This is a genomic window from Streptomyces sp. R35 (genome assembly GCF_041053035.1).
GTDB lineage: Bacteria > Actinomycetota > Actinomycetes > Streptomycetales > Streptomycetaceae > Streptomyces > Streptomyces lutosisoli.
In genome coordinates, this window is the sequence record NZ_CP163440.1 from 879,518 (window position 1) to 897,651 (window position 18,134).

The window sequence follows — 18,134 nt, forward strand, 5'->3', positions numbered from 1 at the left end:
CCCGCGCCGCGGGCTCACCGGGCCCCGGAGAAGCTGCCCGCGCCGAGGAGTCGCCGGCCCAGCGGGGTGGCCGTGTGCAGGACGTACTTGCCGTCGCGGTGGCTGGCCACCAGTCCCCCGTCGCGCAGGACGCCGAGCTGGTAGCTGACGCTGGGCAGTGCGATCCCGACGGCCTCGGCCACTTCGGAGGTGGTGCGCGCGGTACGGCCCGCCACCTCGGTCAGTACGGCGGTCCTGGTGCGGCCCAGCAGGCGTTCGAGCCCGTCGTCCGTGCCGCGCGCGATGGCGAGGGGCGCCTTCTCGACCGGGTAGACGAGAACCGGATCGAGGCCCGGGTCGGCCAGCGCGGTCGGCCGGCGCCAGCAGAAGTAGGACGGGACGAGGAGCAGGCCGCGGCCCTCCAGATACAGATCGCGCTCGGTGGGGTAGTCCACTTCGAGCACGGGTGCGTTCCAGCGGGCCAGCGGGCGCAGTCCGTCGAGGAGCGCCCCGGTGCCGCCGTCGAGGAGGGCCCGGGAGCGCAGGTCGACATCGTTGTCAACCGCCGTGCGGATGTGCCCCCAGTACGGTTCCAGCAGCGCGCGGAAGTAACCGCCGAGGGCGCCCGCCAGGGACTTGAGGGCATCGCTGCCGGGTCTGCCCAGCGAGGTCGTCCAGTTCGGCAGCGGGCGCGAGTCGGCCAGCCGCGTCAGTTCGCGGACCAGCCGTGGGCGAGGAGTGCTCCGCAGTTGGTCGAGAGCGGCGGGCAGACCCGCTCCGGTGACCGGCGGGGTGAGGAAGTCCGGGATGTAGCCGGCCGCGGGGATCAGTGCCCGCAGCGGGCGCAGCGCGCGGCCCGCGACCGCGTCCCTGGAGAGCCGGGCATGGGCCGCGCGCCGCCACTGCCCGAAGTCGAGCGGTCCCTGCCCGGTCTCCAGCCGGCAGAGGCTGCAGATCAGTTCCCACAGCGGATCGGGTTGCCTGGCCACGCGAATGTTCTGCAGATCGTGCGGGGTGAAGTGAATGCGGAGCATGCGGTCTCTTTCACTCGCCGTCCTGGTGGGGGATCCGGCCACCCGAAGGTGCCACGGCCACAAGAAGGGACGAGCACCGCATCCACGCGGTTGCCCTCGTACGGGAATGCCTCGTGCGGGAATGGCTCACACGTCGGTCGTCTTGGGCATGTCCCCTTGGGTGGTCTTCATGTCGATGACGGAGAACGACGCGCCCTGCGGGTCGCTCAGCGCGGCGAACCGGCCGAACGGGCTGTCCATGGGCCCGAAGCGCAGGATGCCGCCGCGCTCGGTCGCCTTCGCCACGGCCGCGTCGCAGTTCTCGACGGTGAAGTACAGGTTGACGTACGACGGCACCTCGGGCGGGAATTCGTCCGTCATCTTCATCCGGCCCAGGACCGTGCCCTCGCCCAGGTTGTACATCCGGTAGTCGACCGCGTCGTCCTGCATCTGCTTCGCCGTGTACCCGAAGACCGCCGGGAAGAACGCGTCGGACTTCTCGGGTTCGCGGGTGAAGACCTCGGCCCAGGCATACGCGCCGGGCACGCCCGTCGCCTCGAAGCCCTCGTGGGTGCCCGCCTGCCAGACGCCGAAGACGGCGCCGCCCGGGTCGCGGGCCAGCGCCATGGTGCCGAACTCGCCGACCTGCATCGGCTCCATCAGCACCTCACCGCCGTTGCCCTTGATCTTCGTCGCGGTCGCGGCGGCGTCGGGCGAGGCGAGATACAGACACCAGGAGGACTGGCCTTCCTGCCCGGGCATCGGCGGGACGACGGCCGCCACCGCCTTGCCGTCCACGTACGCCTGCGTGTAGTTGCCGTACTCGGAAGACGATTCGCCGAATGTCCAGCCGAGTACGTCACCGTAGAAACTCTTCGCTCCCTCGACATCGCTGAACATCGCGTCCGCCCAACAGGGCGTTCCTTCAGGCTGTACGGCCATGACGTCGACCTTCTCCGGTTCGGTGAACGGTTCCGCCTGTCACGCTAGCCAGCCTTCCGCCGGGCCGCGCGCCGAGCGGGGTCTCCTGCACGACACTGGAAGGCGGGCACGGTGGTCGTCGACACGATGGGACGGGCGCGATGATGCAGGCGTGGGAAGTGGCCCGGCCTGGGCCGATCGACGGGAATCCGCTGCGCTTCGTCGAGAAACCGGTGCCGGTACCCCGATCCGACGAGCTCCTTGTGCACGTCCGCGCCTGCGGGGTGTGCCGCACCGATCTGCACGTCGCCGAGGGCGACCTGCCCGTACGCCGGCCGGGAGTGACACCGGGGCACGAGGTCGTCGGCGTGGTCGCGGGCACGGGCGAGGACGTGAGCGGGTTCGCCGTCGGCGACCGGGTGGGCGTCGCCTGGCTGCGTCGTACGGACGGCACCTGCGGGTACTGCGTGCGCGGGTCCGAGAATCTGTGCCCGGCCTCCGAGTACACGGGCTGGGACGCCGACGGCGGCTACGCGGAGTACACGACCGTTCCGGCCGCCTACGCCTACCGGCTGCCCGCCGAGGTGGACGACGTCGCCCTGGCCCCGCTGCTGTGCGCGGGCATCATCGGCTACCGCGCGCTGCTGAGGGCCTCGCTGCCACCGGGCGGGCGGCTCGGGCTGTACGGCTTCGGCGGCAGCGCCCACCTGTGCGCACAACTCGCCGTGGCACAGGGCGCCACCGTGCACGTACTGACCCGTGACCCGGCCGCCCGGCGGCTGGCGCTGGAGCTCGGCGCCGCGTCCGCCCGCGGGGCCTACGACGAGCCGCCCGAGCCGCTGGACAGCGCCATCCTGTTCGCGCCGGTCGGTGACCTCGTTCCGGTGGCGTTGCGGGCGCTCGACCGGGGCGGGGTCCTGTCGGTCGCGGGGATCCACCTGAGCGACACCCCGCCCCTGCACTACGAGAGCGAGCTGTTCTACGAGAAGGAGCTGCGCAGCGTCACCTCCAACACCCGCGAGGACGGCCGGGACTTTCTGACGCTCGCGGCGCGGTACGGCGTACACGCCACGACGCACACCTACCCGCTGTCCGAGGCCCAGCAGGCCCTGAAGGACCTCTCGGCGGGCCGCTTCGAGGGGGCGGCGGTGCTGGTGAACGACCTTTCCCCGCGGCACTGAGCATGCGGGCGCCCCGCCCGCGTGCGTGGATGGACCCAGGCGTGTGCGGCGGTGGAGGTGGCATGGCGGGCCGAGGCGGTGCAGACCCTGCGGGTGACCGGACGCCGTCCGGCGCCATGGAGGACGCCGTCGAGTCGATCGGCACCACCTTGGACGAGCAGACCACGTGTACCGAGCTCGCGGCGTTCGTGTGCCGGCACTTCTGCGACGCCGCGGCGGTGGATCTGCTGCCCGCGGACGCCCCGGCCACCCGGCAGACGCCCGACCCCGGCCTCTCGCGGGCCGCCACGGCGGGCCACACCGAACTGCTGACCCCGGAGCGCGGTGCGCGTCCCCTGGCCGTGCAGGTGCTGGACGAAGGACACCCGATCACCGCCTCGCTCGACCTGTCCGGCCGGGTCCCGCGGCAGGTCATGACCGTGCCGCTGCTCGCGCACGGCCGTCTGTACGGGGTGCTGCTGACCGTCCGGCGAGGGCCGGCGTTCACCGACGCGGAGACCACCGGCACGCATTACGCGGCACGCCTGGCCGCCGTCCACCTCGGCCATTCCCGCGAGCACAACGCCGTCCGCAGCTCGGTTCTCGACCTTCAGCGGGCGCTACTGACCGAGCCCGGGCGGCCGCATCCCAACCTCGATCTGGCCACCCGCTATCTCCCGGCCGGGAACAGCACCCTGGTGGGCGGGGACTGGTTCGAGACCGTACGGCTGCACTTCGGGCGCACCCTGCTGGTCGTGGGCGATGTCATGGGGCACGGGCTGGAGGCGGCGGTGGACATGAACGCGTACCGCTCGATGCTGCGCTATGTCGCCTCCACGGATCTGCCGCCGCACCGGGTGCTGCGTCGCCTGGACGCCGCGGTTGCCGAGGACGGCACCCGGCGTCCGGCTACCTGTCTGCTCGTCCAGGTCGACCCGGCCCGCGGCACGGCGGTGCTCGCCGGGGCCGGGCACCTGCCGCCGGTGGTGTTCGCCGGGGACGGCACCGGCGAGCTGCTGAATCTGCCGGTCGGTCCCCCGCTGGGCACCGGCGTCGGCGGCTATGAGCCGGCCACCCGTTCACTCGCGCCCGACGACACCCTGGTGATGTTCACCGACGGTCTGGTGGAGCGCCGCGGGGAGGACATCGACGCATCGCTCGCCCGGCTGGCCGGGCTCCGGATGCCGCCCGGGGCGGCCGTCGACGAGCTGCTCGACGAGGTCCTCCTCAAGCTCGACGCCCGCCACGCGGAGGACGACGTGGCGGTACTGGTCGCCCGCATCCGCCGCCGGCACCCGCCATGACGTCGGTCAGCGGACGCATCCCCGCCTCCGCCGGGCGAGGACTTCGTCCAGGGTGGCCGCGGGGCTGAGCATGTCCAGGCTGCCGTGCGCGCGCAGCAGCCGGTGGACGCGCCGCGCGCAGAGCAGACCGAAGTCCGCGTCGGCATCGGTGACCCGTTCGCGGAAGCGCAGCACCATGCCCAGGCCGGTGTCGTCGACGAAGGACGTGCGGCGCAGGTCCACGACGTACAACCGGGCGGGCAGGGCCGCCACCGAGTCCAGCCACGGGCGTATGTGCGGGACGGCGGCCAGGTCGATGTCGCCGCGCAGTTCGACGAGCAGCAGACCGGCTCCCGCGTAGAGGTGGGCGTGGTCGCTGGGCGGTGGCCAGGAGACACCGTTGATCCGCTCCAGGGCGTGCTCGCTCAAGCTGTCCCGATCCGTTCTGTGGGCGGCGCGCGGGCCTGTCGGGGCGTACGCGGCCGGATCACGTGGCACCGGGGGGGCAGCCGGCGCGTCCCGGCGCGGGTTCGTGCGGCGGCGATCCATCCCCGCACCGCACGAACCCGCGCCGGAACTCCCCCCGTGCGGCTCCCCCTTGAACCGTGGGCCGTTTCTGTTCTACCTTCGCCACATGGTCGGGGCATCAACGCCCGCTCACCAGCGCAACAACCTGGGGGCGGCGGCAGCTGGGCCGGGTGGTGCGGGATGCGTCCTCACCTCGCGCTGATCGAAGACGATCCCGACTTCGCACTGATGTGCCGTGCGTATCTGGAGCGGGCGGGGTTCACCGTCACGTGGGCGATCGACGCCCGGGCCGGCAAGTCCGCCCTGTACGACGGCGGCATCGCTCTGGCCGTCCTCGATCTGGGGCTGCCGGACGGCAGTGGCCTTGAACTGCTGCGGGCCCTGCGCTCCAGCAGCCGCCTGCCGGTGATCGTCGTCTCCGGGCGCGGCGGGGAGGCGGACCGGGTGGCGGGCCTGGAGATCGGCGCCGACGACTATCTGGTCAAGCCCTTCTCACAACGGGAGTTGGTGGCTCGCATCCGTGCCGTGCTGCGCCGGTCCCAACCGCCCGACGCGCCGGTCGTCCTGGAGGTCGGGGCGCTGCGGGTCGACACGGCGGGCCATCAGGCCGCCGTCGCGGGCATCCCGCTGACGCTGCGGCCCAAGGAGTACGCCCTGTTGGAGCTGCTGGCCCGCTCCCCCGGCCGGGTCTTCTCCGCCGAGCAGTTGCTGGAGCAGATCTGGGGAGCGTCCTGGCAGCAGCCCGCGACCGTCGTCGAGCATGTCTACCGGCTGCGCGGCAAGCTCTCCGGGCTCCCCACGCCCGCGCCACGTATCACCACGGTGCGCGGCTTCGGTTACCGACTCGACCCCTGAGGGCCGCCATGTCCACGAGCACCCCGCATCCCGCCCCGGATTTCCGGAGCCTGTTCGACGCGGCGCTCTCCCCGCTGCTCGTGCTGGCGCCCGACTTCACGATCGTGGAGGTCAACCGTGCGTATCTGACGGCCACCCGCACGGGGCGGAGCATCGTCGGGCGCCCGATCTTCGACGTGTTCCCCGACAACCCGGACGACCCGTCGGCCGACGGCGTGGCGAACCTGCGCCGTTCGCTGCGGACCGTGGTGGACACCGGGCGTACGGACACCATGCCGTTGCAGCGCTACGACATCCCCACCGGTGACGAGGGCGCGTTCGCCGAGCGGTACTGGAGCCCGGTCAACACACCGGTGGTGGACGGTGACGGCCGGGTGACCCACATCATCCACCGCGTCGAGGACGTCACCGACTTCGTCCATCTGCGCCGGGTCGGGCGCGAGCAGGAGCGTGCCGTCGCCGAGGCGCAGATGCGCGCCGAGGGCATGGAGATCGACCTGTTCGTCCGTGCCCGGGAGATCCGTGAGGTCAATGAGCAGCTCAGCCGCGTCAACGCCGAACTCGACGCGGCGGGGCGGACGTTGAAGGAGGAGCAGCAGGCCAAGGACCGGTTCATCGCCACCCTCTCGCACGAGCTGCGCAATCCTCTCGCCGCCGCCACCGCGGCCACCGAACTACTCGCGCTCGACCTGCCGGACGGCCATCCGGCGCTGCCGGTGCTGGAACGGCAGCTCGGCACGCTGGTGCGGATGAGCAACGACCTGCTCGACGGGACACGGGCCGTGACCGGCCGCCTGGAGCTGGTGCGCGAGCGGACGGACCTGTGCTCCGTCGTGCACGGCGCCTGCGCCGACATCCGCGGCCTGTTCGGCCACGAGGACCGCGCCCTCGACGTCGACCTGCCCGCCGACCCGGTGCTGGTCGACGGGGACCGGCTGCGACTGGCCCAGGTGCTGACCAATCTGCTGTCCAACGCGCTCAAGTACACGATGCCGGGCGGCCGTACGCGGGTACGGCTGTCGCCGGCGAAGGCGGCGGCCACGGCGCGGGCCCCGTACGGGCAGGTGCGGCTGACCGTCGAGGACGACGGGATCGGCTTCGCACCGGGTCAGGCCGAGGAATTGTTCGGAGTCTTCATGCGGGCGGCCCCCGCCGGCCCGAACACCCCCGAGGGCCTCGGTCTCGGGCTGGCGGTGGCCCGGACGATCGTCGAACTCCACGGCGGCCGGATCACCGCGCACAGCGACGGACCGGGAACCGGCGCCTCGTTCACCGCGCTGCTCCCCCTCGCCGCCTCCGGCGTCCCGGAGCCGCGCCGCGCACCGTCCACCCGGCCCGCGCCACGGCAGTTGGCCGTCCTGATCGTCGAGGACAACACGGACCTCGCCACCACCTACCGCACCCTGCTGGAGCGGCAGGGGCACCACGTCACGGCCGTACACACCGGCGCGGACGCGCTCACGGCCACCGAGTCCCACCTCTTCGACGTCGTGCTGTGCGACCTGGGGCTGCCCGACATCGACGGCTACGCGGTGGCGCGCGCGATGCGCTCCCGCCCGCACGGCCAAAAGGTCCGCCTCATCGCGGTCTCCGGATTCAGCCGCGGCTCCGACCGTGGCCAGTCGACGGCGGCCGGGTTCGACGCCCATCTCGCCAAGCCGCTGCCCCTTGCCGACCTGCTGGAACTACTGGAAGGCACCGTCCCCGAGCGGTGACTCCGCTGGTTTCGCGGGTGTGGGAGTTGGGCCAACCGGCTGAGGCGGGGCGGCCCGCCTCAGGTTCCGTCCCCCCGGACACGCCGTGTGGCCGACGCGTGTCTTCCGCCTTTCGCCGGTCTGTGCTTGCCTGGTGAGCCCTTTCGACGGGCGGGGCGGGAGTTGCCGTATGCGGAAGCCGTGGATCGTGGGGGTGCTGCTGGCCGCGCTGCTGCTCGGCGCGTGCGGGGATCCTGCCTCGGGCCCGGAGGCGGCGCCGCCCGCTCCCGAGGCGCCCGCAGGCTCGGGGTCGGCGGCCCCGACCACTCACCAGGGAGCCGCCGTGTCCCCGGAGCCGAGCGACCCGGCGAAGGCTCCCACGGTCCTCTATCTCGGGGACTCGATCGCCATGGAGAACCAGAAGGTGCTCGGCGGGCTGCTCCGGGACCGGCTGCACGCCCACTACACGAGCGCCCCGTACTCCGGCACCACCCTGTGCGACTACCTGGAGGGCACCGGCGAGAAGTCCCTCGTCCCGACCGCGGACAAGGCGGCCGCACTGGTCCGTTCCCTGCGACCGGACTTCGTCGTCCTCCAGTTCTGGGGCAACGCGTGGGGCTACACGCCCTGCATGGACGGCATCACCTACGACAAGGCGCGGAGCACATATTTCAAGCGCTACGAAGCCGACATGAAACGGCTGACCGACCAGATCGCGCAGGCGGGCGGCGCCCGACGCCCGAGGATCGTGTGGGTCCTCCAGGGCCCCGACCCGATCACCCCCACCCGGGTCCAGACCGTGAACACCCTGTACAAGGCGCGCGCCCGCGCCGCCGGCGACCTCGTCGCCGACGCCGGCCGGACGGTGAGCCCGGCATCCGCCCGCTACACCTGGACCCAGTACCTGCCCTGTACGGCGTACGAGCACGACCACCCCACATACTGCACCCAGGCCACCCGCGACCGCACCGCCCTCCACCGCGACGACGACTACCTCCACTTCTGCCTGGCCCCCACCACGACCACCCCGAAGCCGTGCCCGGTCCGCTCCCCCGGGATCATGCGCATCACGCGCGAGATCACCCGGGTCGTCGCCGAGGCCACCGACGGGGCGTCCCCCTAGCACCCCTTAGCACCCCTTAGCAGGAGTACGTCCGGATTCATCGGTTCGGCGGCGCGCCGTCACTGGATGAGACGGGCACCCAACACCGGCAGCAACCGGTCCGTCAGGAGGCGGCGCGCCGGCTCAGAGGACAGCCACAGGAGCTTGTGCCGCGTGCCGTCGACCATCGAGACCGTCAGGCCCGACGTGGTCAGACCACCGTGCAGATGGGCCCTTGCCACGGCGTCGAACGGGATGACCTTGTTGGTGCGGTGCGCGGCCAGGACGGCCGCGGGGTCGTAGCCGATGAGGTGGCCCGGATTCGGCGCCGTCAGCGAGGAGCCCAGGGAGTTCGCCACGGAGTCCATCAACCCACTGCGTACCCGGACCAGGCACGTCGGCAGCAGCCACAGCTCGCCATGGATCCAGTCCAGCCATCCGGTGGTACAGGTGCGGGCCAGCAACTGGGCGTGCGTCAGACGGATACGGGAGGCGCGCGACACCGCCTCGTCCAGCAGGGTGCTCCACGTGTCGAGCGACCGAGCCCGCCACCGCTCGTGCACACCGCCGTTCTCCGACAGGAAGTGGAAATGCGCCCACCCCGTGGCCTCCAGCTCCACCACGAGCTGGACCTCCCAGCCGGCTTGGGCCACGCGCACTCCCAGGCAGTCCGGACTGGCCAGATCACCGCGGTCCGCGGTGGGAAGACCGTCCTTGCCCTGGCGCCACCGGATGGGAGAGACCACGCAGTGATCGGACGTCCATCGCGCCGCGTGTTCGGCCAGCATGTCCGCGGCGTGGTCAAGGTGTATTCGCTGTCTCACTCCGCCGATCATGGCCGATCCTTCCCTCCCTTTGCCCTAACCGCGCACGAGGCCGGACGTGTCCGTCAGCAGTCCTCGAAGCCCGTCCTGAGTCTGTACGACCAGGGCCAGCCCTTGCCTTTCCACCGCCAAATACCAGTTGCCCGGCTCCAGTTCGGTGATCCGCCGGCCATCGGTCTCGGACATCAGCGGACGGCGCTCGGGTACCGCGAACCAGTAGGCCGAGAAGGGGGCGCCGACGGGGTGACCGTCGAGGCACGCCTTGATGTCGGCGCGCATCTCGTCGGCGGTCTGGTAGCGGTGGTCCGGGTTCTTGGCCAGCGCCTTCAGTACGATCGCGTCCATCTCGGGCGTGATCTCCCGGTCCACAACGCTCGGCCGCACCGGCTCTTCCCGTACGTGCCGATAGGCCACCGCGATCGGGGAATCCCCGGTGAACGGAGGTCGGTGCGTGAACAGTTCGTAAAGGAGACAACCCGTCGAGTAGAGGTCCGAGCGAGCGTCGACCTGCTCGCCCTTCGCCTGCTCCGGCGACAGATAGTGGGCCGTACCGATGACGGCGACCTGCTGCGTCATCGTCATGCCGGCGTCTCCCAGGCCGCGGGCGATGCCAAAGTCCACGACCTTGACCTCGCCTTTGCGCGTCAGCATGACGTTGGTCGGCTTGATGTCGCGGTGGACGATGCCGTTTCTGTGGGAGTACTCGAGCGCCTGGAGGATGCCGATGGTGATCTCCATGTCGCGTTCGGGCAGCAGCTTGCGGCCCGAACGCAGCAGCTGGTGCAGTGTGGCCCCGTCGACGTACTGCATCACGATGTACGGGATGGAGGTGCCGTCGATGTCCTCCTCACTCGTGTCGTACACGGCGACGATCGCGGGATGGTTGAGCGAGGCAGCCGTCTGGGCCTCCCCGCGGAACCGGGTCTGGAACGACGGGTCGCGTGCGAGGTCGGCTCGCAGCGTCTTCACCGCCACGGTGCGCCCGAGGCGGGTGTCATGCGCGAGGTAGACCTCCGTCAAGCCACCACGACCGAGCACCTGGCCCAGCTCATACCGGCCACCGAGGCGCCGTCCTTCGGGCCAAGTCCTCCGCTCACCCTGGGCCTTCGGGCTGGGCGCCTGCGTCTGCTGTCTCGTCGGCGGCGCCTCTCTTTCCTCGCGCTCCTCCCTCCTGTCGCCAAGAAGTGAGCGCGCGACCACGACCCGGTACTCCAGTTCCGCCCACATCTGCGGCCGCTGCTTGACCCCGTCGGCACGCAGCCGCTCATAGACGTAGTCGTACAGGTCGTGCACGCTCACCAGGCCATCCCGATTGCCGTCGGCCTCGCCCGAGCGCAGTCCTTCGATCACCGCGCCCGTGAAACGGGAGGGTTCGGGTTCCAGTTCACTGAGCTGGTTGCCCTCCCAGGCGTATTCGGCGCGGTTGGTCGCTGTGAGCACCGCCCGGCCGTGCCCGGCCAGTTCCTCTTTGAGGTGGACCGCCGTATCGCCCTTGCTGCCGGGAAGGAAGGCGCCGCTGTAGCAGCAGTCGAGCAGCAGCACGATCGACTTGGCGCGGCAGCGGCGCATCTGGGTGTGCAGAAAGGCGGCTGAAACGCCCGTGGAGCCGAGCAGTCTCCGGTCGGTGTCGCGGGCCGCGAAGTACAGTTCGCCGTCGTCGTTCTTGATGCCGTGGCACGAGATGTGCAGCAGCAGGAGATCATCTCTGCCGCGGTCGAGGAAGAAGTCCTCGATGGCCCGGTTCACCTCGTGCTGGCGACCGTCGACGACCGTCCGCACATCGAAGCCGCCGATGCGGTGGTCCTGGAGCACCTCGGCGAGGCCTTCGGCATCACGCACGGGTGAGCGGAGCTGTTGCAGGCCGGGATGGTCGTAACGGCCTGTGGCGATGAGCAGCGCGAAGCGACTTTCGGACACGGCCGCGGCCTCAGGCCCCCTCGGCGGTACCACCGCCGGACTCCGGTGGTGGCCCACTCACCGGCTCCCCCGCGGGTGGTGGCGTCGGACCGTGCCGCGTGATGAACGCGTCGATCAGTTTCCGCTGGTCACCGGGTGAGACCGCCTGCAGTTCAAGGCTGTCCTCGCCGATCGTGATGCTGACCGTACGAACGGGCCGGTGTCCGATCCACGTCTCCACCAGCCGCACGACGCTCCGCAACGCGAACGGGGCCATGGTCACCGCGAGAGCCCCGAGGGCGATCACGTCGCCGGGTTTGGAGCCGTCCGGAGCCGCGTCCGAGCGATTCAACTCGGCGCGGTCGATGTCCAGTTCGAGCAGCCGCTTACGCAACTGGCGGGTAAGTGTGTCCAGTTCCTCCTGGTCACTGTCCGCGCTGCCCTCCAGCACGAGATTCATCACGCGTGTTGCGTCGCCACCCACCGCGCCCCCCTTCCCCCGGTGCAGCTGATGCGGGATCAGCTTAGCCGTCAACCAGAGGATTCCGGACGGCGATCGCGGCGGATGAGTGGTCGCCGCTCACCACGGAAGCGTGTGGATCCCCGATTCCCCGACCGGCCGAATCCCACATCCGGAAACTCACTCGTCGAAGACGCCGCCCGCGGTGAAGGCCAGCTTGGCGAACCGTTCGCCGATGCGGCGGTGGGTGGCGGCGTCCGGGTGGAGCTGGTCGGGCAGCGGCAGCTCGACGGAGTCGGCCCGACCGTAGAGATCGCGGCCGTCGAGGTAGTGCAGGTTTGGGTCCTCGGCCGTGCGCTGCTCGACGATCCGGGCCAGCTCGTCGCGGATGACGCCCAGGGTCAGTTTCCCGCCGGCGCGCTCCGCCGGATCGCCCGCGGCCCGGAACCGCAGTTGTCCGGTGCTGAGGGCGGTGAAGTCCGGGACGCTCGGGCCGGGTGTGTCTTCGTGGATGGGGCACAGGATGGGCGAGACGACCAGCAGCGGTGTGGTGGGGTGGCCTTCGCGGATGGTGTCGAGGAAGCCGTGGACGGCGGGGGTGAAGGCGCGCAGACGCATCACGTCGGTGTTGACCAGGTTGATGCCGATCTTGACGCTGATCAGGTCGGCGGGCGTGTCCCGAAGGACGCGGGCGGTGAACGGGTCGAGCAGGGCGCTGCCGCCCAGGCCCAGGTTGATCAGTTCCACACCGGCGAGGGAGGCCGCGAGCGCGGGCCAGGTGGTGGTGGGGCCGGCGGCGTCGGAGCCTTGGCTGATCGAACTGCCGTGGTGCAGCCACACCTTGCGGCCCCGGTCCGGTACGGGCTCGATGGGGGCGTCGGTGCGCAGGGCGACGAGTTCGGTGGTCTCGTTGTGCGGCAGCCAGATCTCGACGTCCTTGTCGCCGTCCGGCAGGTCGGCGAAGCGGAGGGTGCCGACCGGGCCGGGCTGGGCCTGGACGGATCCGGTGGCCATGTCGATGGTCAGCGTGTTGCCGCCGCTCACGCAGGCCTGCCCGGCCAGGCGGCCGTCGACGAGCAGGTCGTACACGCCGTCCGGGCGGGGCGGGGCACCGACGTAGACCCGCTTGGTGGGCAGCGTGTCCAGTTCGAGGGCGGTCGCCCGGGTGCGGAAGACCAGCCGTACGCCGGAGGGCTGGGACTCGGCCATGGCGAGCTGCCCGTCGGGGATCTGCTTGCGGGCCCGGACGGGCAGCCGATGCGGCAGCCATCCGTGCTCGGTGCGCTCCAGGTCGAGGGCGCCGCGCAGGAGGTCCGTGGTGAGGGGAGTGGTGATCCAGTCGCGCTCGGTGTGCATGGCCTCGGTCTCTTGATCAAAATGTTCGCGCTGTTCCCGTTCGCCCTGTTCACGCTGTTCGGAATCGCCGCTGGGCCGCGTGGCCGACGGACTCTGGCCGGTGCGGGGCCCCGGTCAGGGCTCCGGCCAGTTCCGCAGCAGGGCGTCGAGGGCGTCCAGCATCCGTGACCAGGTTTCCTGGGTGTCGGGCGCGCTGTGGCTGAACCCTCCCCCCATCTCCAGGCTGATGTAGCCATGGAAGGCGCTGCCCAGCAGCCGGACCGCGTGGGTCTGGTCCGGTTCCGTCAGCTCGTAGCCGCGCAGGATCGCCCGAGTCATCTGTGCGTGTCTGACACCCGCGCTGGCGGCCGCCGTTTCCGGGTCGAGCCTCATCTGAGCCGCGGCATAGCGGCCGGGATGCTCCCGGGCGTAGTCGCGGTAGACGTTCGCGAGAGCGGTCAGGGCGTCTTTGCCGGCCCGGCCGGCCAGGTCGGCGGCGCCCCGGTCGGCGAGTTCCTCCAGGGCGAGCAGGGCGATCTTGGTCTTGAGGTCCTGGGAGTTCTTCAGATGCGAGTACAGGCTCGCGACCTTGACGTCGAACCGCCGGGCGAGCTCCGAGACGGTCACCTGGTCGAAGCCGACCTCGTCAGCCAGATCCGCCCCTGCCCGAGTCAGGCGTTCCGTGGTCAGTCCTACACGTGCCATACCCTTCCCCTCAATCGACAGAACCGATTATGCAATTGCCTAAACCTTTTAGGCAAATTAGCCTGCCCCATATGAAGCCGCTGACCGAGCAAGAGATCCGTACCGCGTTCGTGAACTGCACCAAGGGCGAGGCGAAGCGCCTGTCCGTCCCACGCGACCTCGACGACCACCCCTGGGACGACCTGGACTATCTCGGCTGGCGAGATCCTCAGGCGCCCGGACGCGCCTACCTCGTCATCGAGCTGGACGGCGGACCGAAGGCCCTCGCGCTGCGCTGCCCCAACCCCGCCTCCTGGCAGATGCGGCGCAGCATGTGCTCGATCTGCATGACCACCCACACGGGCGGCGTCTCCCTGATGGTCGCGCCGAAGGCGGGGAGGGCCGGGCAGCAGGGCAACTCGGTGGGTGCCTACATATGCAGCGACCTCTCCTGTTCGCTGTACGTGCGGGGCAAGAAGGACGCGGGCGTCGGCTCGCGGATCCACGAGTCGCTCACGCCGGCCGAGAAGATCCAGCGGACCGTGGCGAACCTCGCCGCGTTCATCGCCAGGGTGACCGCCTGACCCCAGGCAGCCTCAAGGTTCGCGTGCGGCCGAAGCATGCGCTCGCGCAGCCCGGCAAGCGACGACGAGACCTGGAACCCGTGAGGAACCACCGCGGTGCGCGGAGCCCGGCCGAGGGAGAATCGGAACATGGCCTTCCGATTCCGTAGCGGTGGGGCAATCCCTAGACGCGGGCGAACCGTACATACGGATATGTCGAGATTTCCGGTTTCCGTGGGCCGGCTCCCGGACGAGGCTCTGCTGTCCGGACTGGCCACCGGCGATCCGGAGCTCGCCGTCACCTTCGTACGGAGGTTCCAGCACACGGTCTTCGGTGTCGCCATCGCCGTCATCGGGGATCCACAGCTCGCCGAAGACATCGCCCAGCAGACATTCGAGCGCGCGTGGCGTTATGCGCAGATCTACGACGCGCGCCGCGGATCGGTAAGGACCTGGCTGATGGCCATCGCCCACAATCTCGCTATCGACGCCGTCCGGTCGCGACGGCCGGAGCCAGTGGCGCCCGAGGATCTTGACGCGATGCTCGGCGTCATCGGCGAGACGCCCGAGCAGCACGCACTGGCCGCCGAGGCGTCCTCCCAGCTGCGGGCAGCCGTGGCGGAGCTGCCGCGCGAGCAGGGCCGCGCCCTGGTGATGGCGGGCATCTACGGCATGACCGCCCAGCAGATCGCCGACTGGGAGAAGATCCCGCTGGGCACCGCCAAGACGCGCATCAGGACGGCGATGGGCAAACTGCGAACCACGCTCGCGTCTCCGAACCGAGGCGACCATGGCAAGTGATGTGACCTGCGAGAAGCTGCGGGAGGTCGGCGCCGAGTTCGCGCTCGGCGTGCTGCCCGGCCGTGAACGGGCGGGTGCGGTCGCCCATCTGGAGGGGTGTGCGGACTGCCGGGAGTACATCGAGCAGCTGACCCTCGTGGGCGACGGGCTCATCGGACTGCTGCCCGGCAGCGAGCCGCCGGTCGGGTTCGAGACCCGGGTGGCTCAGGCGCTGACGCAGGGGGCGCCGGTGCACGAGGGGCGTGCGCACGCCCGCGGGTCCGCCGTCCCGCGCAAGCGCGTCCGTGGCCCGGTACGGCTGCGGGTCGCCTCCGCCGCCGCCGCGCTCGTCGTCGCGGTCGGGTTCGGCGGCTGGGCGGCCGGTACGGCGATCGAGAACGTCGTGGCCGGGCCTTCCGCCACCTCCACCAACACCGGCAACGACCTGTTCTCCGGAGACCTGACCTCAACCGTCGCCCCGGGGAAGCCCGTCGGTGAGGTCTACGCACACGCCGACCCCGAGGGCTGGGTCTACATGACCATCGACCTCGCCCAGGCCGGTACCCCCTCCAACGGCAAGGTCGTCTGCCAGCTGGAGCGCAAGGACGGCACCACGGTTCCCGTCGGCACTTTCACCCTGAGTGAGGGCCGTGGCTCCTGGGGTGGCCCCGCCTCCGTCGACCCCTCGACGCTCTCCGGCGCCCGGGTGACGGCGCCCGACGGCACCGTGCTCGCGACAGCCCAGCTGGACGTGGAGACCTGAACGAAGACGTGGGGACCTGAACGACGAGGGGTGCCCCGGCGGACGGGCGGATGACGGGTTCCATGACGGACGGCCCTTGGGAGGGCGCCGTGGCGGGCCTTGTGAAGGTCCCGCCAGGCCGCGTGCATGTTCCTCAGGCTCGGCGTCACCGGGGTTTTGATACGCCGGGCCCCACCGAGACCGGCTCGTGGTCCGCCCTGTACGGCAGTTTGGGCGCTACGCCGTGCGCGGCCCTGTCACCGAGCCAGGCGAGGAAGGCGAAGACGAAGAGTCCCTCAACGAGCAAGGACAGGGGGCCGTACGGCGGCTCCCAGCCGGGTTCGTAATAGCCGCCCGGCAGGCCGACGGTGCGCGAGAGCACAAAGCCGACGATCATGCCGAGGCTGACGAATGTCCCGGTCAGCCAAGCGGTCAAGGGACGCTTGACGATGACCAGCGCCACTGCCACGACGAGCATGATGGCGCTGCCCACGGCGAACAGAAGACCGATGTAGAACATCTCCTCAAGATGATCAGGGACCAGGAGCGTGTGCAGGACCGTATTGCCAACGGCGCAGCACACTCCCAGTCCTTTCAAGGTGACTTCGGCAGCATTCGTGGAGTTCATCGTGGCTCCAGGTGTTCAGGGGCATTGAGCAGAGGGGCCCAGGGGGAGACGGCATCCGGCCGCGTCCTCGCCACACGGTTCAGCGCAGCACGAACCAGATCGCGGGGCGATCACTGCTTTGATCTTGAAGATTTTCAGGCCGCGCGGGTAGCCGGTGCCTTTGCCGTCCGTGGGTGAAAAGGCAGTTACGCAGCCGCACCAGCGTTGGGCGACGCCCAGGGACACCCCGCACTGGATCGCCATGCGGAGCCCGGCATCGCGAGCTGTTGATCAGAAGGAGTTGCTTCCTGTGAGTCAATACGGAAAACAGCTCTCAGGGGATTGCACTTTCCGACACTTGATCCAAGCGGTGACGGATGACGCGCCTCATCAGCCGAGCCGCACGAACGGAGCCGTCTTGCACGTCAGCCGGTTGGCGACCGCCGATAGCTGGCCGCGGCGTTCCTCGTCTTCACCGTCAAGCACAGCCCGGTGTGGCTGCTGCCGCTGATCACCGCGTCCATCATCGACACCGTCGTCCAGCATCAGCCGATCGGCCGGGTGTGGCTGAGCGCCGGGGCCGTTCTGTTCATCCTGCTGGTCAACATCCCGCTGCACCTGCTGTACGTGCGTCTGCTGTACGGGAGTGTCCGCCGCATGGGCTCGGCGCGCTCACCGTACTCACGGGCGGCCTAGTCGTGATCGCCGTCCGCACACCCGAGTTCGTGCCCGTCTTCCTGTGCGTCGTGCCGGTCGCTGCCCTGCTCGTGGCGCGGCTGCGGACCCGGCTCCGCTCCCAGAATGAGCACTTCCGGCACGAGGTCGAGCATCTGTCGTCGCCGGTGACCGAGATGACCCGGCTCATCCCGGTCACCCGGGCACACGGCCTGGAGGTCAAGGCGCTGCGCGGTGCCGTCGTCTTCGAGGGCGTAGGACATACGCACTTCGAGGGGGCCGGGCCCGCGCGGGAGGAAGGCAGTCCCGCCGTACGGGACTTCACACCGGCCGTCGCTCCCGGCGAGACCATCGCCCTGGTCGGCGCCTCGGGTGCCGGGAAGTCCACCGTGCTCAATCTCGTCATCGGCTTCATCCGTCCCACGTCGGGCCGGTTGCTGCTCGACGGGACCGACATGAACACGCTGGACCTGCGCACGTACCGGCGTTTCGTCTCGGTGGTGCCGCAGGAGTCGATCCTCTTCGACGACACGGTCCGGGAGAACGTCGCGTACGGCATGGACGACGCCGGTGACGCCACCGTGCGCGAGGCACTGCGCGCCGCCAACGCGCTGGAGTTCGTGGACTGGCTGCCGCAGGGCCTCGACACCGTGATCGGCGAGCACGGGGCCCGATTCTCCGGGGGCAGCGGCAGCGCCTCGCCATCGCGCGGGCGCTGATCCGCGATCCCCGGGTACTCGTCCTCGACGAGGCCACCTCCGCGCTGGACACGCACTCCGAGGCCCTCGTCCAGCAGGCACTGGCCCGGCTGCTGCGCGGGCGCACCACGTTCGTCGTGGCGCACCGGCTGTCCACGATCCGGGGCGCGGACCGCATCGTCGTGATGCGGGACGGGGCCGTCCTGGAGATCGGCGCGCACGAGGAGCTGCTGCGGCGCGGCGGCGCGTACACGGCGCTGCACAGCGGCCGGCTCGCCTGATTCTTGCCGGAAGCCACTGACAGGCGCGCTGGACAGGAGGCTCCTGACATGGGG

Annotated in this window: 16 protein-coding genes and 3 pseudogenes; 9 read left to right on the forward strand and 10 right to left on the reverse strand. The window is 70.5% G+C overall.

Annotated elements, in window-relative coordinates:
* Positions 1-14: 14 nt before the first annotated feature.
* Together AB5J50_RS04390 and AB5J50_RS04395 are read right to left on the reverse strand one after the other, a co-directional pair.
* A complete protein-coding gene (locus AB5J50_RS04390; RefSeq protein WP_369255055.1) occupies positions 15-1,013 on the reverse strand; it encodes an ArsR/SmtB family transcription factor in 999 nt (332 codons plus the stop codon).
* Positions 1,014-1,139: 126 nt separating this feature from the next.
* On the reverse strand, positions 1,140-1,934 hold the full coding sequence (locus AB5J50_RS04395; protein WP_369255056.1) for a VOC family protein: 795 nt from the start codon (positions 1,932-1,934) through the stop codon (positions 1,140-1,142).
* Positions 1,935-2,077: 143 nt separating this feature from the next.
* On the opposite strand from AB5J50_RS04395, the gene AB5J50_RS04400 reads away from it, so the two are divergent.
* Together AB5J50_RS04400 and AB5J50_RS04405 are read left to right on the forward strand one after the other, a co-directional pair.
* Positions 2,078-3,094 carry a zinc-binding alcohol dehydrogenase family protein gene (locus AB5J50_RS04400; RefSeq protein ID WP_369265305.1) on the forward strand — a complete coding sequence of 339 codons (1,017 nt, stop codon included), beginning with the start codon at positions 2,078-2,080 and terminating at the stop codon, positions 3,092-3,094.
* A 62-nt stretch (positions 3,095-3,156) separates the two neighbouring features.
* Positions 3,157-4,377, forward strand: a complete 1,221-nt coding sequence (locus AB5J50_RS04405; protein WP_369255058.1) for a PP2C family protein-serine/threonine phosphatase — start codon at positions 3,157-3,159, stop codon at positions 4,375-4,377.
* Positions 4,378-4,383: 6 nt separating this feature from the next.
* On the opposite strand, the gene AB5J50_RS04410 is transcribed toward AB5J50_RS04405, so the two are convergent.
* Entirely contained in the window at positions 4,384-4,785 is a 402-nt protein-coding gene (locus tag AB5J50_RS04410; protein WP_369255060.1) for an STAS domain-containing protein, read from the reverse strand.
* Between the two features lie 279 nt (positions 4,786-5,064).
* On the opposite strand from AB5J50_RS04410, the gene AB5J50_RS04415 reads away from it, so the two are divergent.
* From AB5J50_RS04415 to AB5J50_RS04425, 3 genes are all read left to right on the forward strand, one after another.
* Entirely contained in the window at positions 5,065-5,739 is a 675-nt protein-coding gene (locus AB5J50_RS04415; RefSeq protein ID WP_369255062.1) for a response regulator transcription factor, read from the forward strand.
* A gap of 8 nt (positions 5,740-5,747) precedes the next feature.
* The gene (locus AB5J50_RS04420; protein ID WP_369255064.1) at positions 5,748-7,454 is read left to right on the forward strand and encodes an ATP-binding protein; all 1,707 of its coding nucleotides are present in this window, start codon (positions 5,748-5,750) and stop codon (positions 7,452-7,454) included.
* 169 nt (positions 7,455-7,623) lie between these two features.
* Positions 7,624-8,556: an SGNH/GDSL hydrolase family protein gene (locus AB5J50_RS04425; protein ID WP_369255066.1), complete on the forward strand. Its 933-nt coding sequence runs from the start codon at positions 7,624-7,626 to the stop codon at positions 8,554-8,556.
* Positions 8,557-8,615: 59 nt separating this feature from the next.
* Here the strand turns inward: AB5J50_RS04425 and AB5J50_RS04430 are convergent, their stop codons facing one another.
* From AB5J50_RS04430 to AB5J50_RS04455, 6 genes and pseudogenes are all read right to left on the reverse strand, one after another.
* Positions 8,616-9,281, reverse strand: coding sequence for a hypothetical protein (locus tag AB5J50_RS04430; protein WP_369255068.1), 666 nt, complete (start codon positions 9,279-9,281; stop codon positions 8,616-8,618).
* A 309-nt stretch (positions 9,282-9,590) separates the two neighbouring features.
* A pseudogene (locus AB5J50_RS04435) lies at positions 9,591-10,406 on the reverse strand (protein kinase); the annotation flags it as partial.
* 177 nt (positions 10,407-10,583) lie between these two features.
* Positions 10,584-11,333: pseudogene (locus tag AB5J50_RS04440) on the reverse strand (caspase domain-containing protein); the annotation flags it as partial.
* On the reverse strand, positions 11,287-11,739 hold the full coding sequence (locus tag AB5J50_RS04445; protein WP_369255070.1) for a hypothetical protein: 453 nt from the start codon (positions 11,737-11,739) through the stop codon (positions 11,287-11,289). The pseudogene AB5J50_RS04440 and the gene AB5J50_RS04445, both read right to left, overlap by 47 nt.
* Positions 11,740-11,895: 156 nt before the next feature.
* Positions 11,896-13,071: a GDSL-type esterase/lipase family protein gene (locus AB5J50_RS04450; RefSeq protein WP_369255072.1), complete on the reverse strand. Its 1,176-nt coding sequence runs from the start codon at positions 13,069-13,071 to the stop codon at positions 11,896-11,898.
* Positions 13,072-13,185: 114 nt separating this feature from the next.
* Entirely contained in the window at positions 13,186-13,755 is a 570-nt protein-coding gene (locus AB5J50_RS04455) for a TetR/AcrR family transcriptional regulator (RefSeq protein ID WP_369255074.1), read from the reverse strand.
* Positions 13,756-13,826: 71 nt separating this feature from the next.
* Here AB5J50_RS04455 and AB5J50_RS04460 point away from each other — a divergent pair, with 71 nt between their 5' ends.
* From AB5J50_RS04460 to AB5J50_RS04470, 3 genes are all read left to right on the forward strand, one after another.
* Positions 13,827-14,318: an FBP domain-containing protein gene (locus tag AB5J50_RS04460; protein ID WP_369255076.1), complete on the forward strand. Its 492-nt coding sequence runs from the start codon at positions 13,827-13,829 to the stop codon at positions 14,316-14,318.
* A gap of 192 nt (positions 14,319-14,510) precedes the next feature.
* Positions 14,511-15,098: an RNA polymerase sigma factor gene (locus AB5J50_RS04465; protein WP_369255078.1), complete on the forward strand. Its 588-nt coding sequence runs from the start codon at positions 14,511-14,513 to the stop codon at positions 15,096-15,098.
* Entirely contained in the window at positions 15,088-15,840 is a 753-nt protein-coding gene (locus tag AB5J50_RS04470; protein WP_369255080.1) for a zf-HC2 domain-containing protein, read from the forward strand. Before AB5J50_RS04465 ends, AB5J50_RS04470 begins: the two co-directional genes overlap by 11 nt.
* Positions 15,841-15,985: 145 nt before the next feature.
* Here the strand turns inward: AB5J50_RS04470 and AB5J50_RS04475 are convergent, their stop codons facing one another.
* Positions 15,986-16,447 (reverse strand): hypothetical protein, encoded by a 462-nt coding sequence (locus tag AB5J50_RS04475; RefSeq protein ID WP_369255082.1) that lies wholly within the window; start codon positions 16,445-16,447, stop codon positions 15,986-15,988.
* Positions 16,448-16,876: 429 nt separating this feature from the next.
* Here AB5J50_RS04475 and AB5J50_RS04480 point away from each other — a divergent pair.
* Positions 16,877-18,080 (forward strand): annotated as a pseudogene (locus AB5J50_RS04480) (ABC transporter ATP-binding protein); the annotation flags it as partial.
* Between the last annotated feature and the right edge of the window lie 54 nt (positions 18,081-18,134).